Origin of the sequence: Aeromonas sp. S9(2024) (assembly GCF_041403185.1) — a bacterium.
GTDB lineage: Bacteria > Pseudomonadota > Gammaproteobacteria > Enterobacterales > Aeromonadaceae > Aeromonas > Aeromonas enteropelogenes.
The window spans coordinates 72,180-93,631 of record NZ_JBGLRE010000011.1 but is presented as its reverse complement, the minus strand read 5'-3'; the positions used below and the strand labels follow the sequence as shown (position 1 = coordinate 93,631).

At 60.9% G+C, this 21,452-nt stretch carries 14 protein-coding genes; 3 read left to right on the top strand and 11 right to left on the bottom strand.

The window, feature by feature from the left end; translation table 11 throughout:
* Window positions 1-2: 2 nt before the first annotated feature.
* Together ygfK and ACB028_RS16830 are read right to left on the bottom strand one after the other, a co-directional pair.
* A complete protein-coding gene (gene ygfK, locus ACB028_RS16835; RefSeq protein ID WP_371144778.1) occupies window positions 3-3,125 on the bottom strand; it encodes a putative selenate reductase subunit YgfK in 3,123 nt (1,040 codons plus the stop codon).
* 411 nt (window positions 3,126-3,536) lie between these two features.
* Window positions 3,537-4,121, bottom strand: coding sequence for an NTP transferase domain-containing protein (locus tag ACB028_RS16830; RefSeq protein ID WP_371144809.1), 585 nt, complete (start codon window positions 4,119-4,121; stop codon window positions 3,537-3,539).
* 73 nt (window positions 4,122-4,194) lie between these two features.
* Between ACB028_RS16830 and yqeC the strand changes: the two genes are divergently transcribed.
* Both yqeC and yqeB read left to right on the top strand, forming a co-directional pair.
* On the top strand, window positions 4,195-5,028 hold the full coding sequence (yqeC, locus tag ACB028_RS16825; RefSeq protein WP_371144777.1) for a selenium cofactor biosynthesis protein YqeC: 834 nt from the start codon (window positions 4,195-4,197) through the stop codon (window positions 5,026-5,028).
* A gap of 42 nt (window positions 5,029-5,070) precedes the next feature.
* The gene (yqeB, locus tag ACB028_RS16820) at window positions 5,071-6,663 is read left to right on the top strand and encodes a selenium-dependent molybdenum cofactor biosynthesis protein YqeB (protein ID WP_371144776.1); all 1,593 of its coding nucleotides are present in this window, start codon (window positions 5,071-5,073) and stop codon (window positions 6,661-6,663) included.
* 69 nt (window positions 6,664-6,732) lie between these two features.
* Here the strand turns inward: yqeB and ACB028_RS16815 are convergent, their stop codons facing one another.
* The 6 genes from ACB028_RS16815 to ygeW form a co-directional block, all read right to left on the bottom strand.
* Window positions 6,733-7,656 (bottom strand): DMT family transporter, encoded by a 924-nt coding sequence (locus ACB028_RS16815; RefSeq protein WP_223377809.1) that lies wholly within the window; start codon window positions 7,654-7,656, stop codon window positions 6,733-6,735.
* Between the two features lie 187 nt (window positions 7,657-7,843).
* Window positions 7,844-8,776, bottom strand: coding sequence for a carbamate kinase (gene arcC, locus ACB028_RS16810; protein ID WP_223377811.1), 933 nt, complete (start codon window positions 8,774-8,776; stop codon window positions 7,844-7,846).
* A 142-nt stretch (window positions 8,777-8,918) separates the two neighbouring features.
* Window positions 8,919-10,331: a dihydropyrimidinase gene (hydA, locus tag ACB028_RS16805; RefSeq protein ID WP_371144775.1), complete on the bottom strand. Its 1,413-nt coding sequence runs from the start codon at window positions 10,329-10,331 to the stop codon at window positions 8,919-8,921.
* A 98-nt stretch (window positions 10,332-10,429) separates the two neighbouring features.
* Entirely contained in the window at window positions 10,430-11,647 is a 1,218-nt protein-coding gene (locus ACB028_RS16800; protein ID WP_371144774.1) for a YgeY family selenium metabolism-linked hydrolase, read from the bottom strand.
* A gap of 143 nt (window positions 11,648-11,790) precedes the next feature.
* Window positions 11,791-12,990, bottom strand: coding sequence for a diaminopropionate ammonia-lyase (gene dpaL, locus ACB028_RS16795; protein WP_201939671.1), 1,200 nt, complete (start codon window positions 12,988-12,990; stop codon window positions 11,791-11,793).
* Between the two features lie 159 nt (window positions 12,991-13,149).
* Window positions 13,150-14,337, bottom strand: coding sequence for a knotted carbamoyltransferase YgeW (gene ygeW, locus ACB028_RS16790; RefSeq protein ID WP_026457240.1), 1,188 nt, complete (start codon window positions 14,335-14,337; stop codon window positions 13,150-13,152).
* A gap of 941 nt (window positions 14,338-15,278) precedes the next feature.
* Here ygeW and ACB028_RS16785 point away from each other — a divergent pair.
* Window positions 15,279-15,482, top strand: coding sequence for a hypothetical protein (locus ACB028_RS16785; protein WP_026457241.1), 204 nt, complete (start codon window positions 15,279-15,281; stop codon window positions 15,480-15,482).
* 350 nt (window positions 15,483-15,832) lie between these two features.
* Here the strand turns inward: ACB028_RS16785 and ACB028_RS16780 are convergent, their stop codons facing one another.
* From ACB028_RS16780 to mukB, 3 genes are all read right to left on the bottom strand, one after another.
* Complete coding sequence (locus tag ACB028_RS16780) at window positions 15,833-16,279, bottom strand: N-acetyltransferase (RefSeq protein WP_223380456.1); 447 nt, start codon at window positions 16,277-16,279, stop codon at window positions 15,833-15,835.
* Window positions 16,280-16,478: 199 nt separating this feature from the next.
* Entirely contained in the window at window positions 16,479-16,868 is a 390-nt protein-coding gene (locus tag ACB028_RS16775; protein ID WP_185378217.1) for a septal ring lytic transglycosylase RlpA family protein, read from the bottom strand.
* Between the two features lie 156 nt (window positions 16,869-17,024).
* Window positions 17,025-21,452: a chromosome partition protein MukB gene (mukB, locus tag ACB028_RS16770; RefSeq protein WP_371144773.1), complete on the bottom strand. Its 4,428-nt coding sequence runs from the start codon at window positions 21,450-21,452 to the stop codon at window positions 17,025-17,027.

Here is a 21,452-nt window from a genome sequence, read left to right as displayed (position 1 = left end):
GCTCAGGCCGCGACGGCCCCCAGCAGGTAGTGGTGGTGCGCATGGACATGGCTGATGATGCGGCACATGTCACCAAGGGCCTCGGGCACATCCAGGATCCGGCTTTGGGCGTCTATGGTCAGGCGATAGGTCTCGCCGCCCTGACGCACCCGCAGCTCACCGCCTCCGTCATGGCCCTCGGCCAGATAGAAACCGGGGTTGCGGCTGTTGTCGAAGTCCTCGGGCAGGCTGAAGATGGTGACCTTGTCCTGATAGGGCTTGCCCTGCCAGGGGCAGAACTGGGCGCAGTTGCCGCACTCGTTGCAGTAGGCGTCCAGGTGCAAGGTCTGGAACTGGTCCTTGAAGCCCGGCACCGCGATGGCGACGTTGGCCCGGTTGGGGCAGACATCCACGCACTTGCTGCAGAGGTAGTTGCACTCGAGGCAACGATGCGCCTCCTGGGCCACGAAGGCATCCCGCTCCCCCTTGTCCACCAGGGTGACGGCGATATTGCCCTTGCGGCGGTAGATCTCCTCCTTGTCAGACGGCTGGCTGGTCACATCGCACGGCTGGCCGGCAATGTGCTCGCGGGCCAATACCAGATCCGCGGCGCGGCGGGCACCACCGATGGCAGCCACGATGGAGGACGGGCCGCTTTGCACGTCGCCGATGAGGAAGACGTTGCGACGGCGGGTCTCGCCACTTTGGGCATCCACCTCGGGCCAACCATCGCTGCCAAGGGGAATCCCCATGCGCTGCAACACCTCGCAATCGGGCTGCTCGCCGATGGCGGTGATCAGCGCATCCATCTGCATCACCTCGGTCTGTTCGGTGGGCACGGGGCGGCGGCGCCCCTGCTCGTCAGGATCCCCGAGGGACATCATTCGCACGGTGAGCTTGCCATCTTTATCAAAGCGCTCCGGATTGGTGAGGAAGCAAAAACGCACCCCATCCTCCACCGCTTCCAGATACTCCTCGCGATAGGCGGGCATCTCTTTCTCGCTGCGGCGGTAGATGACGGTCACATCGCTCACTCCCGGCACCTTGAGGGCGGCGCGGGCACAGTCCATGGCGGTGTTGCCGGCGCCGATCACCGCCACATGGCGGCCGAGCGGCAGCGGCTTGCCCTGATTGAAGCTGCGCAGGAAGTGGAAGGATTTGTAGATGCGTTCGTGATCCCCTTCCAGACGCATGCCGCCGTTCTTGTCGGCACCGATCCCGACGAAGACATAGGTAAAGCCCTGCTCCTGCAGCTTGTCGACGGTGAGCGCCGGATCGCAACCAAACTCGAACCTGACCCCGTGGGCGGCGACAAAGTCGATGTCATGCTGGATAAGTTCAGCCGGAATACGGAACTCGGGGATGATGTGCTTGACCACACCGCCGGCGTCGGCCTCGCGCTCGAAGATGGTGACCGGATGACCGGCCCGGGCCAGGAAGTAACCGGCGGACAGACCCGCCGGACCTGCGCCAATTACCGCGACCGGGTGCTTGTCACCGCTGCCGGCCGGCTTGTGCCAGCGCGCCTTGTACCCTTCCCAGCCGCGCTCGAGGGCCACTTTTTTCAGCTCGCGGATATTGAGGGGGCTGTCGTAGTCCAGACGGGTGCAGTTGTATTGGCACTGGTGATCGCAGATATGGCCGGTGATGGCGGGCAGAGCGTTGCGCTGGTAAATCAGCTCGAGGGCCGCCACATACTCCCCCTCGCCCATCAGGCGAATGTACTCGGGGATATCCTGATGTACGGCGCAGGCGGTGACGCAGGGCGCCACGTAACAGTCGGTCAGGGGCAGGCCGCCACCTACCTCAATGCGATCCTCGGACTTCCACTCCTTCTGGGTGTAATCCATGGTGAGGGCCTTGGCGGCCAGGGCCTCCAGCTTGGCGACATCCACCCGGGTCATGGCCCAGCTGTCGGACGCATCTATCTCTTTGAGACACTCCAGCTGGCGCAGGTAGCCCCCCGGTTTGAGCAGATCGGTGGCCATGGTGATGGGGCGGATGCCGGTCTCGAAGATCTCGCAGATATTGAACTTGCTGGCACCGCCCGAGTAGGAGATGGGCAACTTGCCATCGAAGGCGCGCGACAATACGGCGGCCACGTTGATGGAGAGCGGGAACAGCGCGCGGCCGGACATGTACATCTCATCCCCCGGCAGCGCCCCCTTGCGGTTGATAGTCCCGAGCGTGTTGGTCAGCTTGACCCCGAAGGTGAGCCCCTTCTCGGCCCCCAGCGCCATCAGACGGGTCAGCATCCCCTTGGCCTGATCCAGCTTGAGATCGTGATCAAACGACTCTTCGCTCAGACCAATGTAATCAAAGCCACAGCCATCAAGGATCTCGCGCACCCGCGGGTAGCCCAGCAGGGTCGGGTTGAGTTTGACGAAGGTGTTGAGCCCCTTCTCCTCCAGCATGTAGCGGCAGATGGCCTCGATTTCGTTGGGTGGACAGCCGTGCATGGTGGAGAGGGTCACCCCGTGCACCAAGGTGGCCGGAATGCAGTCCGCCAGCTGCTGCAGGCGATCCCGGCGCGCCTCCAGCCCCAGCGCAGCGATAAACTGCTCGTCGGCCACGAACTCGCGCAGCTGCTGCTGATACTCGGCAAATGCCGGGCGTTGGCTTGCGTCCATCAGGCCGTGGATAAACTGCTGCATGGGGGGCTGTTTGATGCCATCGAGGTTGTAACCCACGCTCATGTTGAAGATAAAGGACTTGGCCTCCCCGTCGAGGCGTGGATCGAAGATCTCCTCCAGCAGATAGAGGGCAAACCAGGCCTTCAGGTACTCGTCAAATGCCTTGGTCAGGGTGAACTCGGTGGACCACTCGGTGTTGAAGCACTCGTCCTCGGCATCGATGCAGGGCTTTGCCAGTTCGAGACGGTCCAGGATCTGCACCGTCTTGAGCTCGATAAAGCGCCCGCCGGTCAGCCAGGAGGTGACGATATTCTGGGCCAGCTGGGTGTGGGGGCCGGCTGCCGGGCCGATGGGGGTCTCACAGGTTTCACCGAATACCTTGATCTTGCGCTCGTCCTGCTTGCGATAGAATTGCGCGGCGGGAATGCCGAAGATGGACTGGCTCTCTTTATATTCCGCAAAAATTCGGGTCAGAAGGTTCTTGAAGGGAACGGGTCGCATAATATCGCCCATGATGATCTCCTTGCAGCGGCTCTGCTCATTTACATGGTGAATAACTGGGGTTTTCCTGCGGGATCGCCCCTTGTAAAGGAGAGGAGCAACTATCAGGCCAGCGCGGCTGCAAATGATTTTTTTGCGATAAAAGCGTGAGGCAGCTCCAATTAATGAAAGTGACAGGCAATTGGCCCCCCATATTAAATGAGAGTGGTTATCACTCACCCGAAAATATATTCAGGCATACCGTGATAAAAAATGATGGCTATCAAATCAGGCAGGTGTCCATATCACTTTGATACGGCCAAAATTATCGCCTTTATCACGATAATGGCGCCCCTGTCGGCCGCCATATATAGATGCACGGATGCTGCCGGAATAAAGGAAAAGCAAGAGATGAGCTGCGGCTACTTTGTCAGGCAGGCTTGCTTAAAGAGTGGATGCGGGCATCTCAGCACCTACTGTCGGCGCCTGCGCCAGCAGAGCCTGATAACGGTCCGGCGTATCCACATCAAACAGGATGGCGGGGCTCTCGACCGGCACCAGACGGTGAGGATGCTGCTGCAGCCAGCGCCGCACCGAACCTTGCGCCGGAGCCGCCGCCAGCGCCCTGGCAAGGGATTTTGGCAACAATACCGGGTGACCCGCCTCCCCCTGCCAGGTCGGAAAAAGCGCATATTCTCCCCGCCCCTGCCAGAGCGTCTGGAACACACAGGGAGGAATGCAAGGGAGATCCCCGTGGCTGATAAAGAGGTAGTCCGCCTCGCTCACCGCCAGGGCGCAGCGGATGGAACTGCCCAGCCCCTGTTCATAATCGGGATTATTCACGATCAGGATATCGCGCCGCCCGCCATAACGGGCCATCAGCTCGTCGCCGCGATATCCCACCACCAGAATGACCCGCTCACAACAAACCAGGGCATTTTTGAGACTTGCATCAAGTATTGTCCCCGAACCGTAAGGTAGCATCATTTTCCAGCTACCCATTCGGGAGGACAATCCCGCCGCCGTCATTACGCAGTCGCACGATTCTTTTCGATTGGCAGACTGTTTCTCGCTTCCTTCTTTATTTAATTCGGACATCACCATGTCATTACCTGCTCCTGTATCGATCCCCTTTCCGGATATTTCCTCATTATTAGGCCAGCTCATAAAAAATAGTGATAGCCATACCACATTAATTAGTCTGTGCGGGGCCGGCGGTAAAACCAGCACCCTGTTCTGGCTGGCCGACTATTTCCATCAACAGGGCAAGAAAGTGCTGATCACCACCACCACCCGGATGTTTCTGCCCTCCCCGTCCCACTATCGGGAGCTAATCATCGAAGCGGATCCGGTCCGTCAGCTGACCCGCTGTCAGCAACTGCCCGATGGCCCGACCCTGGTCGCCCTGTTCAGCCATATCGAGCAGGCCAGCGGCAAGGTAGCAGGCCCCACACCCCAGCAGCTTGATCTCATCAAGGGGCAGAAGCGCTTCGACATCATCCTGGTCGAGGCGGACGGCGCCCATCACAAGTTATTGAAAGTGCCGGCTTTGCACGAACCTTGCATTCCAGGAAGCAGTGATTGGGTGATAGCCCTGGTGGGCGGCGCCATGGTAGGGGCAAAGGCCGACCCGGCGCAGATCCACCGCTGGGCCGAGCTTCAGGCTTTATGCGGGATTGCGCCAGGTGAACCGCTGGATTGGCTGCTGTTCGATAGGCTGCTCTCCCACCCCGACGGGGTGTTCAAGGGCACCCCTGCAAGGGCGCGACGGATCTGGTTTATCAACGGTGATTATCAAAATGAGGCGTCATGGCAGCCGCCATTGATAAACCTGCTGGCCCGTCATCCCGAACTTCATGCCATCTGGCAGGGGGCGGTGCGCGAACCGCAAGCCATCCGCCACGCCATCGCGCTCATACCCGGAGAGCCGGTTTAGCCACCAGGTCCCGGTTTGGTTAAGGATAACAAGAGGTACCTTATGAATCTGTTTGCACACGCCGCCCGGCTGGAACAAGAAAACACCCCGTTCGCCATGGCCAGGATCATCGAGAGCCGCGGCTCCACCCCGCGCCATCAGGCCCAGATGCTGATCGAGGGTGATGGCCGGATCCACGGCACCATCGGCGGTGGCATGATAGAGCGACGGGTGATCGAGGAGGCGATCGCCGCCATTGCCGAGCGCAAGCCGCGCATCTTCCACGGTCGGATGGCCCGCAACGGCGAACATGCGGTGGGCTCGGATTGCGGCGGCGCCATGTCGGTCTATATCGATGTCTACGGCCTGCGTCCCCGGCTGGTGCTCATCGGCGCCGGTCATGTCAATCGGGCGCTCGCTCACGCGGCGGCCCCCTTGGGCTTTGACATCCACGTGGGGGATTGCTTCGAGGGGAGCCTCAACCCCGATCTCTTCCCCGCAGGCACTCATCTTCAGCAGGCCGACACCATCAGCGCCGTCATCGAGGCGCTGGCCATCGAGCCCGCCAACTTCGTCATCATCGCCACCAACCATCAGGACAAGGAGGCGCTGGATCGGCTCATCACCCGTCCCCTCGCCTACCTGGGGCTGCTCGCCAGCAAGCGCAAGGTGCAAACCTTCACCCAGGCGCTGCGCCAGCAAGGGGTGAGTCAGGAGCAGTTGCAGCAGCTGCACGCCCCCATCGGCTACAACATAGGGGCCGAGACTCCGGAGGAGATCGCTATCAGCATCCTCGCCGAGCTGTTGCAGGTGAAAAACGGCAAGGCGGGCGGCCTGATGCAGGACGATGTGCGCCTCAAACAGGATCGGCTGGTGGTGATGCGCGGCTCAGGCGATATCGCCACCGGGGTGGCGCTACGCCTGCACAATGCGGGCTTCAAGGTGGTGATGCTGGATCTCGACAAGCCCACGGTGATCCGCCGCACCGTCGCCTTCGCCCAAGGGATGTTTGACGGCGAGACCTGCGTCGAGGGAGTGCGCGCCAAGCGGGCCGAGAGTGTCGAGCAGGCCTTTGCGCTGCTGGAGCAGGGGATCATCCCCCTGCTGGTGGACCCCGAGGGCGCCACCCTGCGCGATCTCAAGCCCCGCTACCTGGTGGATGCCATCCTCGCCAAGCAGAACCTCGGCACCCACAGGGAGATGGCCCCCATCACGGTGGCCCTTGGCCCGGGCTTTGAGGCGGGGCGCGACTGCGATGCGGTGATCGAGACCAACCGCGGCCACCATCTGGGCCGGGTCATCTATCAGGGCCCCGCCCAGCCCAATACCGGCATTCCCGGGGTCATCGAGGGGCACTCCGCCCGCCGGGTGGTGCGTGCCCCCGCCCCCGGGGTAATGAAGAGCCTGATCAAGCTCGGCGATCTGGTGCAGGAGGGGGACGTGATCGCCCACGTGGGGGACGCTCCCATTATCGCGCCGCTGTCAGGCATGGTGCGGGGCCTGCTGAGTGACGGCATAGAGGTACCGGTAGGCTTCAAGATCGGGGATATCGACCCCAGGGGCGAGCGGGCCGATGCCACTACGGTGTCGGACAAGGCCCGAGCGATTGGCGGCGCCGTGCTGGAAGCCATGATGCACCTGGCCCAGCGCAGATAAGCAGACACAAAGACAACAGGGCCCGCCATAATGGCGGGCCCTTTTTTATGCCTTTACCAGCAATACGACTCAACCCTGCTTGACCCGGGTCTCCCCCGCCACCGACACCACGGAGCGTTTGCCCTTGCGGCTGATGACGACAAGCGCCAGTACGATAAAAGCGATGCCGCTCCCCTCCACCGGCCCCGGGTTTTCGCCGAGCAACCACCAGGAGAGCAACACGCCGCTCACCGGCACCGCCAGGGTACTGAGCCCGGCAATCCCTGCCGGCAGTTTTTTCAGCACAAACAGCCAGAGACTCCAGGCCAGCGCCGTGGCGAAGATGGCGCTGTAGGCGAGCGCGCCAAACACATAGGGCTGCCAGTCGATGGGGCGTTCCGGCACCATGGCCGCCACCAGCGCCATCACCAGGGTGGCGTAAATCATCTGCCAGGTGGTGAGGGACATGAGATCCACGGTGGGATGACGGGCATACATCCGCTTGGCGATGATGGCGCTGATCCCCCAGCAGATGCCGGAAGCAATCCCCAGCAGTGCGCTCTTCATGGAGTCGAGGTGCAGTTGCCAGGGCTCGATCACCAGCAGCAAACCGCAGGCGGCCACCCCGACCGCCACGTAATGGAGTCGGCGCATCCGCTCACCCAAAAAGAGCGCCGCGAAGATCACCACCCAGAACGGCATGGTGTAGCTCAGGATCGCCACCTTGCCCGCCCCGCCGCTGATCAGGGCCCACTGGGCCAGCCCCACCATGCCACAGGTCTGAAACAACCCGATGGCCAGGGTGTAGCGAAACGGGGTTGGCGTGAGATATTTGCGGCCACGCAGGCATTGCACCAGCAGCAACACCAAAGAGCCGCACAGGCAGCGCAGGGCGGTGAACTCGAAGGCCCCCGCGTAGAGCATCACCTGCTTCATCACGATCCAGCTGTAACTCCAGATGGCGGTGAGCAGGACCAATCCCCCCAGCGCCGCCATGTTGATCTTGCTACTCATTGCTTGCCTTGTTGCCTCTTCTATCGCCAATCAGCCCGCTTTTGGGGGAGCCATCTTACGCCGCTCCTGTCACCCTGCCCATCGCGGATCACAACTTGCCGACTTATTTTTCCCGTCTGCCAATCCCTTGCGCCAGCCAACAGAAAGGGGGCCGATGGCCCCCTTGGTTGTGCTGACAAGATCGAGCCTACTGACTTATCAGGGTGCCGGTCTTGCCGGCGATCCCCTCGGCCGCCTTCTCCAGCAGGGTGATGAGGGATTTGCGCCCCGGCATGGAGCTCGCAAACGAAAGCGCCGCCTCCACCTTGGGCAGCATGGAGCCCTTGGCAAACTGCCCCTGCTCGATAAAGCCCCGGGCATCCGCCACGCTCAGGGTGTCGAGCCACTGCACGTCGGGCTTGCCGAAGTTGATGGCGACCTTCTCCACCGCGGTGAGGATGATCAGCATGTCGGCATCAATCAGCTCCGCCAGCCTGGCACTGGCCCAATCCTTGTCGATCACCGCGCTGGCACCGCGCAAATGATTCCCCTCGCGCAGCACCGGAATGCCGCCGCCACCGACCGTGATCACCACCTGCCCCGCCGCCAGCATGGCCGAGACCGTATCCTTCTCGATGATGTCGACGGGTTTGGGGGACGCCACCACCCGGCGATAGCCGCGACCGGCATCCTCTTTGAGGCGCTCGCCTTTGGCCATCAGCGCCTCGGCCTCCTCCTTGCTGAAAAAGCCGCCGATGGGTTTGCTCGGGTCCTGGAAGGCGGGGTCGTTTTTATCCACCTCAACTTGCGTCACCAGGGTGGCAACCGGCTTATGGATACCGCGCTCGAGCAGCGCCTCGCGCAGGGCATTTTGCAGGTCATAACCGATATACCCCTGACTCAGGGCCACGCAGACCGACATGGGCAGATGGGGCGCCTTTTCGTCGTGGCGGGCCGCCACCTCGAACGCCTGCTGGATCATCCCGACTTGCGGGCCGTTGCCGTGGGTCACCACTACTTCATGCCCCTTCGCAATCAGGTCGGCGATGGTGCGCGCCGTGCCCTGCACCGCCTGCATCTGTTCGGGCAGGTTGTTGCCCAGCGCGTTACCGCCAAGGGCCAGTACGATTCGCTGTTTCATCTTGTGCTCTCCAGTGATGGGAGAAGCCGGCGCGCGGTCGGCTCCCTTTGTGTTCATCTATCTCTTTATGAAAAAACTGTTCTGCCAACATGCGGGGCTCTCGCCCCACGGGCAGGCGCCCCTGGGCGGTGTTCTCAAAATGCTAGTGCGGCGCCGGATACAGGAGCGAATTGAGCTCGGGGGCAAAGGGGGCGCGGGCCAGAAAACGGCCATGGCCGCGCCGCCCCAGAAACTCGCCGTCGCGGGCCACTATCTCGCCGCGACTCAGGGTCAGCCTGATCCGGCCCTGGCAGCGCATCCCCTCATAGGGGCTGTAGTCGCCGTTGTCATGTAGCTGTTGATGGGAAATCAGGGTTTCACCGCGGGGATCCATCACCACCAAATCGGCATCGGCCCCCGGTTGCAGATTGCCCTTGCGCGGCCAGAGGCCAAACAGGCGCGCCGGGTTGGCGCTGGTTAAGGCCACGAAGCGGGACGGCGTGATGCGCCCGCCGAGCACCCCGTGGGCAAACAGCAGCAGCATGCGGTTCTCGGCCCCGGGCAGGCCGTTGGGGCAGCGGCTGAAATCCCCCCCCGAGAGGGTCATGCGCTGGGCGTGGGAGAAGTTGCAGTGATCGGTGGCCACCGTATCGATATCCCCGGCCGCCAGCCCGACCCACAGCTTGTCCTGCTCGCAACGCCCACGCAGCGGCGGGCTTAGCAGGTAGTCAACTCCGTTCTCCAGGTGGTAGCAGGATTCATCCAGCAGCAGATATTGCGGGCAGGTCTCCACCCAGACTGGCTGGCCCTGACGGCGCGCCAGCTTGAGGTACTCCAGCCCCAGGCCATTGGAGAGGTGAACGATATAAAGGGGCGCATTGCCAGCAAGCCCCGCCAGATTGATCATCCGAGCCACCGCCTCGGCTTCACACTCCAGCGGGCGGCTTTGCGGGTGATACCAGGGCTCACAGTGGCCGGCAGCCAGCAAGGCAGCCCGGCGCGCCGCGATGGCGGCATCGTTCTCGGGGTGCACGGTGGCAAGCGCCCCCACTTCCTTGAGGCGGGCCAGGGCGCGCAGCACGTCGTGGTCCCCCAGCTTGTACTGGTAGGTGAGATAGAGCTTGAAGCTGCTGATCCCCTCCTTCTGCACCATGGCGGCCATCTCGCGGAGAATGTCGTCATCCACATGCTGAATGACGCCGTGAAAACCGTAGTCGATCACCGCCTGATCGGCGGCATAATCGTGATAGCGAGCCAGCTGGTGATGCAGGTTGCACCCCGCCGGGCCAAATCCCATGTGATCGATGATGGTGGTGGTGCCACCACAGGCGGCGGCACGGGTACCGCTGAAGAAGTCGTCGCAACTGCGAGCCATCCCCACATCGATGTTGAAGTGGGTATGAACGTCAATCCCCCCCGGCATCACGTAGCAGCCGTCGGCCTCGATCACCTCGGTCTCGTCATCGGGCTGGATATGGGCGGCGCGGGCCCGGATCACCCCGTTATCGATCAGCAGATCCTGGCGATATTCCCCCTGCGCATCCACCAGGGTGCCGTTCTTGATGAGCCGTTTCATCCACTCCCCCTCAACTCCTGTTGCCCTTCACGCACCAAGCCCCGCCTGAGCGGGGCATATCGTTGGTAGCAGGGATGCCGGCATCCCTGCCCTCTTGCTTACTTATCCAGCTCCGCCAGATAAAGCATGGGGATCACCGCATACATGGCGGCGCACTTGACCAGATGCTCCTTCCAGGTCTTCTCGTTCGGGGCGTGGGCCTCCGGCTCCTTGCCCGGGCCAAAGCCGATGACCGGAATGCCGTGACGACCCATGATGGAAACGCCGTTGGTCGAGAAGGTCCACTTGTCGACCACCGGCTCCTTGCGGAACAGCTCGCGGTAGGCCTTGGAGAGGGTCTTGACCGTGATGTGATCCTCTTCCACCTTCCAGGTCGGGAAGTAACACTCGGTGGGATAGACCAGACCCGTATAGGCCGGACGGTCGTACTGGTACATAGAGACTTCGGCACCGACGGCTTTCACGGCCGGCAATGCGCGGATCTCGTCAAGCGCCCCTTGCCAGGTCTCGCCCCAGGTGAGGCGGCGGTCGATGGAGACGGCGCAGCTGTCCGCCACCGCGCAGCGGCTCGGGGAGGTGAAGAAAATCTCGGAGACGGTCAATGTACCCTTGCCGAGGAAGTCGTCATGGCCGAGGTTGTGGCTGAGCTCCTGCAACTCGCCAAGGATGGGGCCCATCTTGAAGATGGCGTTGTCGCCGCGCTCGGGCGCCGAGCCGTGGCAACTCACCCCCTGCACCTCGACGCGGATCTCCATGCGCCCGCGCTGGCCGCGATAGATGTTGCAGTCGGTCGGTTCGGTACTGACCACGAACTCAGGGCGGATCTTGCTCTGTTCGATGATGTACTGCCAGCAGAGGCCATCGCAGTCCTCTTCCTGTACGGTGCCGGTCACCAGCAGGGTGTACTCATCTTCCAGCCCCAGATCCTTGATGATCTTGCCGGCATAGACCATGGAGGCCATGCCCCCTTCCTGATCCGAGGCGCCGCGCCCGCCGATGATCTCGTGATCCTCCATCCCCTCATAGGGGTCAAAGGTCCAGTTGGCCATGTTGCCAACCCCCACGGTGTCGATGTGGGCATCCATGGCAATCAGGTGCGGGCCATGGCCGATATAACCCAGCACGTTGCCCATGGGGTCAATCTCGACTTTGTCGAAACCGACCTTCTCCATCTCCTGCTTGATGCGCAGCACCACCTTCTTCTCGTCGCAGCTTTCACTGGGGATTGCGATCATGTCGCGCAGGAACTGGCTCATCTCGGCCTTGTACTGGTAGGCCTTCTCCAACACCATTTCAAACGGAATTTGCTTGCTCATTGTGATCCTCCATAACAACCTGATGTGCGAGGTTCGGCCTGTTTGCCAGCCCCGCCCTGACCCTTCACCACGCCCCGTGACAGGGCGCGATCAGTTCTTCAATTCGTGTCTCTGCTCTTGCAGGAAGTGGCTCGCAACCGGGGTTACTCGCAGGCGGGATGCTTGCCTTCCCACACCACTTCCCGGTAGTGGGCCACGTCGGTATCCCCTTCGGTGTTGATCAGCAGCACCACTGAATCCTGATTGAGCCCCAGCCGCGCCATCAGGGCATCCCGCTGCGGGTGGTGGCGCACCGCCGCCAGCAACCCGGTGCCGACCGAGCCGGATTCGCCCGAGATGATGCGGGGATCGTCGCCAAGGGGATTGCCGAGTACCCGCATGCCGAGCGCCGACACCTTGTCGTGACAGGAGATGAACTGGGTGGTGCAGTGCTTGAGCAGCGGCCAGCCGAGGGGATTGGGTTCACCGCAGGCGAGCCCGGCCATGATGGTGCGCATGTCGCCCCCCACGTTGACCATCTCGCCGGCCACGCCGGAGCGGTAGAGGCAGTCGGCCTGATCCGGCTCGATGACGATGCTGTGCAGGTTTCTTGCCCCGAAACAGTCCACCAGATAGCCGAGCACGCCGCCCGCCAGGGCCCCGACCCCGGCCTGCAGCAGCACGTGGGTGGGCTGCTGGATGCCCATGGTCTGCATCTGCTCGACCGCTTCATCGGCCAGGGTGGAGTAACCCTGCATGATCCAGGTCGGGATCCTGGTGTACCCTTCCCAGGCGGTGTCCTGCACTATGTGCCAGCCACGCTCTTCGGCCATCTTCATGGTGAGGCGCACGGTATCGTCATAGTTCATGTCGGTGACGATGCACTCGGCGCCGAGGTTCAGAATGTGATCCACCCGCTCTTGGGCCGAGCCCTTGGGCATATAGACCACCGCATGCTGACCCACCTGTTTGGCGGCCCAAGCGACACCACGGCCGTGGTTGCCATCCGTGGTGGTGGCGAAGGTCATCGGCTCCTTGATGGTGCGCTTGATGAGATCGAAGGTGAAATCCTCGATGGCCACCCCGTATTTTTCACAGAGCAGGTTGGCGATGGCATAGACGCCCCCCAGCATCTTGAAGGCGTTGAGACCAAAGCGTTTGGATTCGTCCTTGACCAATATATTTTTCACCCCGACATAATCCGCCAGTGCTTTCAAATCACAGAGCGGCGTCGGTTCATATCCGGCCAATTTTTTATGAAATGCACGGGCCTTTTGTGCTTCGACACGGGAAAATAACGGGGATGTTTCTCCGGTAAAAAAGCGGTTATCCGCAATATCCATCTTCAGAGAAAATTGGGACATAGTGACCTCACAAAGAGTGACCACACGAAGAGTGACTTCACCAAGAGCCATCTCGCCGGAGAGACCTTATTCAAAGGGGCTATCCGGGGAGAAGACTCGCGATAATAAATTCTTTGTTGCAATGGGCAGGGTGAAATAACCACCCTGCCCGACTTGCCATTATTTGACGCGCTTTTGCGCTTCCTTGATCAGATTTTCCAGGGTTTCGGCAGGCGCCGAGAATTTGCGGGCCATGATCATGGCGGCGATGATATAGGGCTTCCAGCTCGCCTCTTTATAAGTGGCGATACGGTATTTCTCGAATACCCCTTCGGTCACCTCCCCCTCCTTGCAGGAGACGCCGGAAATATCCGCCGGCAGGCAGTGCATATAAAGCGCCTCGCCCCCCTTGGTGAGCTTCATCATCTCTTCGGTGCAGTGCCAATCCTTGTGCTTGGCGTTCTGCGCCAGGCAATGTTTCTCGAGCTCTTTGAGGCCGGCGTGGTCATTGGCGCGCAGCAACTCGGTGCGCTGCTCCATCACCTGGTAGGGGGCCCAGGACTTCGGATAGACGATGTCCGCATCCTTGAACGCCTCTTCCATGGAAGTGACCTGACGGAAGCTGCCGCCGGAGGCCTTGGCGTTCTCTTTGGCCACCTCGATCACGTCCGGGATCAGGTCATACCCCTCGGGATGGGCCAGGGTCACGTCCATACCGAAGCGGGTCATCAAACCGATGATGCCCTGCGGCACCGAGAGCGGTTTGCCGTAGCTCGGGGAATAGGCCCAGGTCATGGCAATCTTCTTGCCCTTGAGGTTGTCGAGGCTCCCGAAATGCTCCTGCAGCCAGGCGAGATCAGCCATGGACTGGGTCGGGTGATCAATGTCGCACTGCAGGTTGACCAGGGCCGGACGCTGGGGCAGCACCCCCTTCTCGAACCCTTCGTCGAGCGCCGCCCCCACTTCGCGCATATAGGCGTTGCCGGCCCCGAGATACATGTCGTCGCGAATGCCGATGGCGTCGGCGCAAAACGAGATCATGTTGGCGGTCTCGCGCACCGTCTCACCGTGAGCTATCTGGGATTTGCCCTCATCCAGATCCTGCTGGGCCAAGCCAAGGAGATTCAGGGCGGACGCGTAAGAGAAGCGGGTCCGGGTGGAGTTATCGCGGAAAACCGAGATACCGAGCCCGCTGTTAAACAGCTTGGTGGAAATATTTTCGGCGCGCAGGGTCTTGAGGGATTCGGCCAGTTTCAATACCAATTCCAATTCCTGCGGGGTTTGCTCCCAGGTCAGCAGAAAATCTTTTTCGTGCAGGTTGGAGTTGAGTGCCTTTATCTCTTTGATTAAATCGTTAACTGCTTTCATCGTTCGCCCCAATCATTGGATGATATATGGATAGCTCCCCTTTCACTCACGATGTCACCAGCGTCACGGTTGTGGGTGAGCTCATCGGTTAGCGTCGACAAGAGATAATCAATAAGCGTGCCAGATTAAAAAAAGGCGGGGGAATAATAAGAAAAGGAAAAAGTATGTGATGCAAGGCACAAAAATAACGATTATTTCAGCGAGTTATCCAGTCACGTCGGCGGCTTCTGTCATTTGCCGTGAATAATGCATGAATCAAGATTGATAAAAACGCCCCTTGCCAACCAGGAATTATCATCAAGGCCCCGCGGTGGGGAACATAAATGATATGGGCGGGGCCGCCATTATCATTATGAGAATAAGAGCCTCATCCCTGGTAGCCGTACTCCGGCGTCCATCATATGGCTCAGATCAAGCGTCGGACCAGAGCTGACCACAACCGCAGCGCCCCCTGACAACCGGAAAAAGCACAGGTACACGACAATCAACATCCCTGACCCAATCCTCCCACAGCTGCGAAATAGACTACTTTTTCAACAAAAAGAAACGGCTATGGGTGGCCCGGGCAACCCGCTTGTGGCACTCTGGCCAATCTCAGGGAAAGATCCACCACGACACCGAGGTGTCATCACAGCAAAGGAGCGCCACCGATGGCCAAAGTCAGCAAGAAAGAGATCAAGAAGAAGATCGACGCCCGCCTCGACAAGATTGCCAAGCACGAGAGCAAGATCAAGAAGCTGAAGAAGGCCCTGAAGTAAGGGCTACGCGATAAGAAAAACCGCCAGCTGGCGGTTTTTTATTGCCGCATATCCTCAAATAACACCGGTCCCCGCGGGTTGCCCTTAAATAAAGGGTAAGAGCGCCGAACGGGCGCCGCGCACGGCGTTGTCACGAACTAGCCTTGATGATGTGTTTGATATGAGCCTGTTGTGGAGCGCCATATGTACTCTTACACCCTCACCTTCAAGGATGAAGCCGATCGCCTGACAGCCCCCGAACAGGAGATCAGCCTGCAAAGCCCCGCCCTCGCCGGGGACTTTATCATTCTCTCCGACGGCAGCCGCCATCAGATCATGTTTATCACCCACCGCGCCCACTACAGCAGTCTCTATCTCGATAAAGGAGTCAGGGTGCCGCAGGGCTGACGGGCATGTGGGTCATATCAAACAACTTGTCGAGCACATCGCGCACGCAAATAGAAAAGCGGCCTGTTGGCCGCGGGTTATGGCGAGAAACGCCGTCATGGCATTGAGATGGCTATTCGCTCTTTAACACCGGCTGGCGCACTATCTCGACACCTTTTTTATAGACCACCAGCATCCCGGGCGGGCTATCAGGCTCCCCTATCACGGTCACGTCACAATCATACCGATAAGGGACGCTGGTGAATTGATATCCCCGGCCATCGCCTCATCTCTGTCCCCTGCTCTGTTTTCCTCCCCATTCATCTTGAGGAGAGGCTGCCCGGTATTTGGTTTTACACGCCTGCGAACGGCTATTTATCGAGCGCCAGGAAATAGTGATACCCATCTTCCTTCCTATACCCCAGGGCCTCATACAATCTTTGCGCGGCCGAATTGTCTCTCGCGGTTTCCAGGGCCAGCCCCCTGGCGTTTGTCGCCATGGCAAACTCCTTTGCCGTATCCATCAATTTTTTGGCAACTCCCAAGCGCCTGGCCTGCGCCGCGACATACAGGTCGTTCAGAACCCATATCCGTTTGGCGGCGACGGATGAAAATGAGGGGTAGAGCTGGGTAAAACCGATGCCGGCACCCTGCTTATCTCTGGCAAAAAAGATCACGGACTCCTGTTGTGACAGGCGCTCGGCCAGAAAATGACAAGCCAGGGTCATATCCTCTTGTTGGCCGTAAAAGATCCGGTATGCGTTAAATAAGGGGCTGATGATATCCAGATCATCCATGCCGGCCCTGATAATTTCCATCAACTCTGCTCCATCCCAGAAACATCATCAAAATAGGTATCGGATACTCCGTCCTCTTTATCAGTCAGAGAACGAGTCCATCAGGACGATACCCGAGAGCCATCGAAACTGACATAACCGGCGCCAGTAAACTCCACAGAAAAATGAGCAGGTTGGTCAAAGGCAGGGAGCGAAACCATTTTTGGGCTCACGCCACTCGTTACATCACCTCGATCTTTACCTTGATAAGACCTGCGCGCGTATTGCCGATGGCGCTGAACGCAGCTCGGGAGAGATCGATGATGCGCCCGCGCTTAAAGGCGCCTCTGTCATTGACCTTAACCACCACGCTCCTGCCGTTGGCGAGATTGGTGACCCGCACCATGGAACCAAAAGGCAGCGTCATATGGGCGGCGGTGTTGAGATTGGTTTGATAGCGCTCGCCACTGGCGGTGCGCTTGTTGTGGTAGCGGTCGGCGTAGTAGGAGGCGAGCCCCGTCTCGGTATAACCTTGCCAGTTGCCGCCACGACCGGCATCAGGCTGGCTGCTACAGGCTGCCAGCAGCAGACTAAGCGATAACAGCAACCCTTTTTGCACTCCCCTTTTCATCCTGTTTCCCCGATATTGATGGCGCCACCTGACCCGCAGGCTGGCGCTTCGTTGCCAAAATGCGGCTTTCGCGCACGAGTCGTCCACTTTCGCATATTTTCCATAGAAAACGGGAGGCCAAGCCTCCCGTTTTGTTTATTCACCCGTCAACCTTTGTCAGGCGATAAGCTTGTCATCGCTAAAGCCGAAGCCGCGCAGGCCCACCACATGCACGTGTTCGTGCTTGCCCTGCACCTTGCGGATGAGCTTGTAGGTGGTGCCCTTCTCGGGGCTGATGTTCTCCGGCGCCGCGATAAGCAGCTGCATATCCTGCCGCTCGCACAGTTCGAACAGGGTGGCAATGGATTTGCCATCCAGACGGGCCGCTTCGTCGAGGAACAACAGGCGGCAGGGGGCGATGTCCTTGCCGCGCAGACGGCGGGACTCCTCCTCCCAGCTGATCAGCACCATCAAGAGGATGGCCTGACCGGTACCGATCGCCTCGCCGGTGGAGAGCGCACCGCTCTCGGCCCGCAGCCAGCCATCGGCCCCGCGCTGCACTTCGATCTCCAGCTCCAGGTAGTTGCGATAGTCGAGCAGCACGTCGCCCATAACCTGATAGCTGCGATCCCCCTGCTCCACCTGCGGGTTGAGGCGCTGGAACAGCTTGGCCATCGCCTCGGAGAAGCTAAGCTCCTTGTCGGCGAACAGGTCGTTATGCATGGCGGTTTGGTCGGCCAGCGCCGTCAGCAGACGGGTGTGGGCCTCGCGGATATTGACGTTGAGGCGCACCCCGCGCACCAGACCGAAGGCGATGTTCTGCAAGCCCTGGTTGAGTACCCGGATGCGGTTCTGCTCGCGGCGGATGATGTTGGTGATCTTGGCCGCCACCTCGTGGGAGGAGAGCGACAGATGGGTTTCCCGCTGCTTGAGCTCATCGGCCAGACGGGCCAGCTCGATCTCCATCTCCTCGATCGCCTCCACCGGATCATCGGAGCGGATGATGTCGTTGCGGATGCGATCTTTCAGGTAACGGTAGACCTGCACGTAGAAGGCCACCTTCTGCTCGGTGCTGCGGTTGCCCTCCGACAGTCGCAGCGCATCGCGCAGGGCCTCGTCGTGGGCCACCGCCACCCGCAGGGCGCCGAGGGCCTTGTCCGACATGGAGCGCAGCTCGTCGCTGTCAAGGTACGCCAGCTCGCGCTTGTTCAGACGCTTCTCGACGTCGGTCTCCCGCGCCAGACGCACCACCCGCGACCAGCTCGCCTTGTGACCCACCAGGGATTTGCGAGCGCTGTAGTAATCCTTGCCTTCGAGCTTGAGACGACCACCGAGGGATTCAATCTCGCGCTTGGTCACCTGCAGCTGGGCCTCGGCGCTGGTGCGACGGGAGCGGGTGCGAATGAGCAGCTCCTCGATCTCCTTCTTGTGGGCACGCGCCTTCTCTTCCATGTCGTCAGAGAGGGTCAGCCCCATGGCCGCGAGCTCCTGCTCGAACTCGGTCAGGGTCTGGCGCTTTGCCTCGACGCTGGAGTTGAGCGCGGTGCGCAGCTGCAACGCCTCGGTGTGGCGCTGGGTAATCTGCTTGTGCTGCTCACCGGCGGTGCGGGCCGCCAGCTCGGCGGCTTTAAGCTTCTCTTTGAGCCGCTCGCTCATCTCGGACGCCTTGCCCAGCAGGTCTTGCGCATCCTGATAGGCAAAGTGCGGCAGGCGGGCCACCAGCTGATCGAGCGCATAGCAACGGCGCTTCTGCTCGGCCAGCAGGTCACTCACCTCATCATAGGCCGCCTGCAGCGCGGCAAGATCCTGCGGATCCTGGCGCAGTACCTGCACCATGGTTTCCAGTTTTTCCAGCGACTTGCCGTGCTTGGCGATAAAGGCTTCGGCCTGTTTCAACGCTTCCACATCGGCGTGAGCCGCCTCGAGGCGGGCAGCCAGCTCTGTCTCGGCAAACAGGTGGGCAAAGGGCAGCATCCCCTGCACCAGCTGGATATGGCGGGTCAGCTGGGCGGCAGCCGCTTTGGCCTCGGTCAGCTGCTTGTTGCACTCGGCGATGGTCTCTTGCAACTTGCGCTGCTCGGCCTGTTTGGCCTGCACTTCGGCTTCCGGGTCGGGGCGGAAGGCGATGTCCAGATGCTGGCCAATAAAGTCGCGGAAGTGGCCGTAGAGGCGGTGGTACTTCTGCTGCTCGAAGGCGGCCTTGGCGTAACCCTCGATCAGCTCTTCGCGCTCAAGGTCGAGCTGTTCGATCCGTTTTTCCCGGGCGGCGCGGCCAAACAGCGGCAGCTCGGGGTAGCGGGAGAAGCGCACCTGACGCTTGCTGGTGCGCACCAACACGGCGTCACCCAGCTCGTCCGCTTCCACCAGATCCTCGTCAAAGGAGTCTGGGTTGCCCTGAATGAGGTAGATATCCTCCGGGCAATCTTCCAGCTTTTTCAGCCGCTCGATGGCGCCTTCCAGGTCGAGCACCACCAGGGCGCTGCGAGCCGGGCCGTAGAGGGCGGAGTAGTAAGGGGCATCGTCGATGGAGATGTCGTCATAAACATCGGAGAGCAGCACGCCCCCCACCTGCTCGGCAATGCGGGCCAGCCGCGGATCGGCCTCGCCGGCCCCCAGCTGCAAGTTGCGAATTTGCAGCTCCAACGCCTGTTTCTGCGCCGCGATGCGGTTGCTCTCCTGCTCGAACTCACGCTCCTTGTCGAGCACGCTCTGCATGCCGGAAGAAAGTTCTTCGGCGGTGGCGAGCGCCAGCCCACTCTGCTCGCGCAGCTGCTCGAGCTTTTCGAAGGATTTCAGCCAGCGCGGGGCAAGCTTGGTCAGCTCCGCGATATCGCGGCCGAGCTGAGCGCCCTGATGCTCGAGGCTGGCGCGGCGCTGATTGACTTCAGCCTGTTGCTCGGCCAGCTCCTCCTGACGGGTACGCTGGGCCTCAAGAAACAACTCCAGCTCGTCCTGACTCGCGATCAGCTGGCCGGAGGCCTGCTGCAGCTCGTCACGCAGGCGCAGCAGCGCCTGCTGGCTTTCGCTCTCTTTCTCGAGGCGAGCCAGCGCGGCGCGCAGCCCCTGCCCCTGGGCGATGCGGGCCTTGTCTTCGATATGACGCTTGAGCAGTGCCTGGGCGGTAGGCCAGGCTGCCTCGCGGGCGGTCTCGGGGGCAATGTTCAAAAGCAGCGCCAGCGCGGCTTCGTGCTCGGCCACCGCCGCCTTGGCCAGCGCCAGCTGCTGCTCGGCCCCCAGCACCCGGCTGGTGAGGCTCTGCTCGGAGCTGCGGAACTGGTGCAGGGTGTCGCTCGCCTGTTCGGCAGTCAGCCCAGGCAGCTCGCACTGCTCGCGGGCGTTTTCCAGGGCCTGCACCGCCTGACGGTACTGGATGGCGCGGGTCTGCTGAATATCCAGCGCCTGCTGATAGTCGGCCAGCTGGGTCTTGAGGCTGTCTACCTCGGTCTGGGCCAGCTCCTTGCGCTCTTCCACCTCCAGCAACTGGCTGTGGATCTCCTCCACCACCGCCTGCTGTTGCTCCAGCTTGTCAGACAGATCCGCCAGATCGGCGCGGTACATCTCGATCTTCTTTTGCAGTGCCACGGCGGCCAGCACCTTGGCCAGGTGCTCGGCGGCGGACTCCAGCTCGTCGGTCAGCAGTTTCTCGCGGTTGGTGAGCTGCTCCACCTCGTCGGCCAGATAGATGGCGCGCTGCTTCTCTTCGGCCAGCAGGCGGCGTTTACCTGCCAGCTCTTGGCGGGCCTTGAGAGCCAGCTCGGAGAGGCGGTTCTTCTCGGCGGCATTGCGCACATAATCCGCCGCCACATAGTGAGTGGTCTCGGTAATGAGGTTCTTGAACAGATCCCGCTGACCCTGAGTCTCTTTAATAGCCTCAAGGGTGCGGCGGTTCTCGTAGATGGCCGCCTCCATGTCCTGGAACGCCTTGCGTACGCCGGAGTTCTCCGGCAGCAGGTATTCACGCAAGGATCGGCTGATGGACGAAGAGATACCGCCATAGAGGGAGGCCTCGATCAGACGGTAGAACTTGCCGCGATCCTTCTGATCACGCAGCTTCTTCGGGGTGATGCCGAACTCGAACATGAAGTTGTGATAGTCGGTCACCGTATTGAACTTGGCGACCTTGATGGCGCCGAGCTCCGCCGCCGCCCCTTTCAGATCGGCAAACGCGCGCACCCGCCCCTTGCCATCCTCGAGTTTTTCCAGCAGCAGATCGGTGGGCACCAGATTGTCCGGCACATCCACCAGCGCAAACGGGGTGATGTTGACCTTGTTGTCACGGTTGGCCACCTGCTCCAGATGCACGCCGACCCAGATCCGCTGCTCGCGGCTGTTCATCACTTCCAGCACTGAGTAGCAGTGACCGCGCTGCAGCTTGCCGTAGAGCCCCTTGTCACGGGAGGCGCTGCTCGATCCAGCCTCCGTGGTGTTGCGAAAATGGAGCAGAGACTGATCGGGAATGAGGGCCGCGATAAAGGCCGCCATGGTGGTGGACTTGCCCGCGCCGTTGCCGCCGGAGAGGGTAGTGACCAGCTGGTCGAGATCGAAGGTCCGGGCGAAGAAGCCGTTCCAGTTGACCATGGTCAGGGATTTGAACTTGCCTCGCAC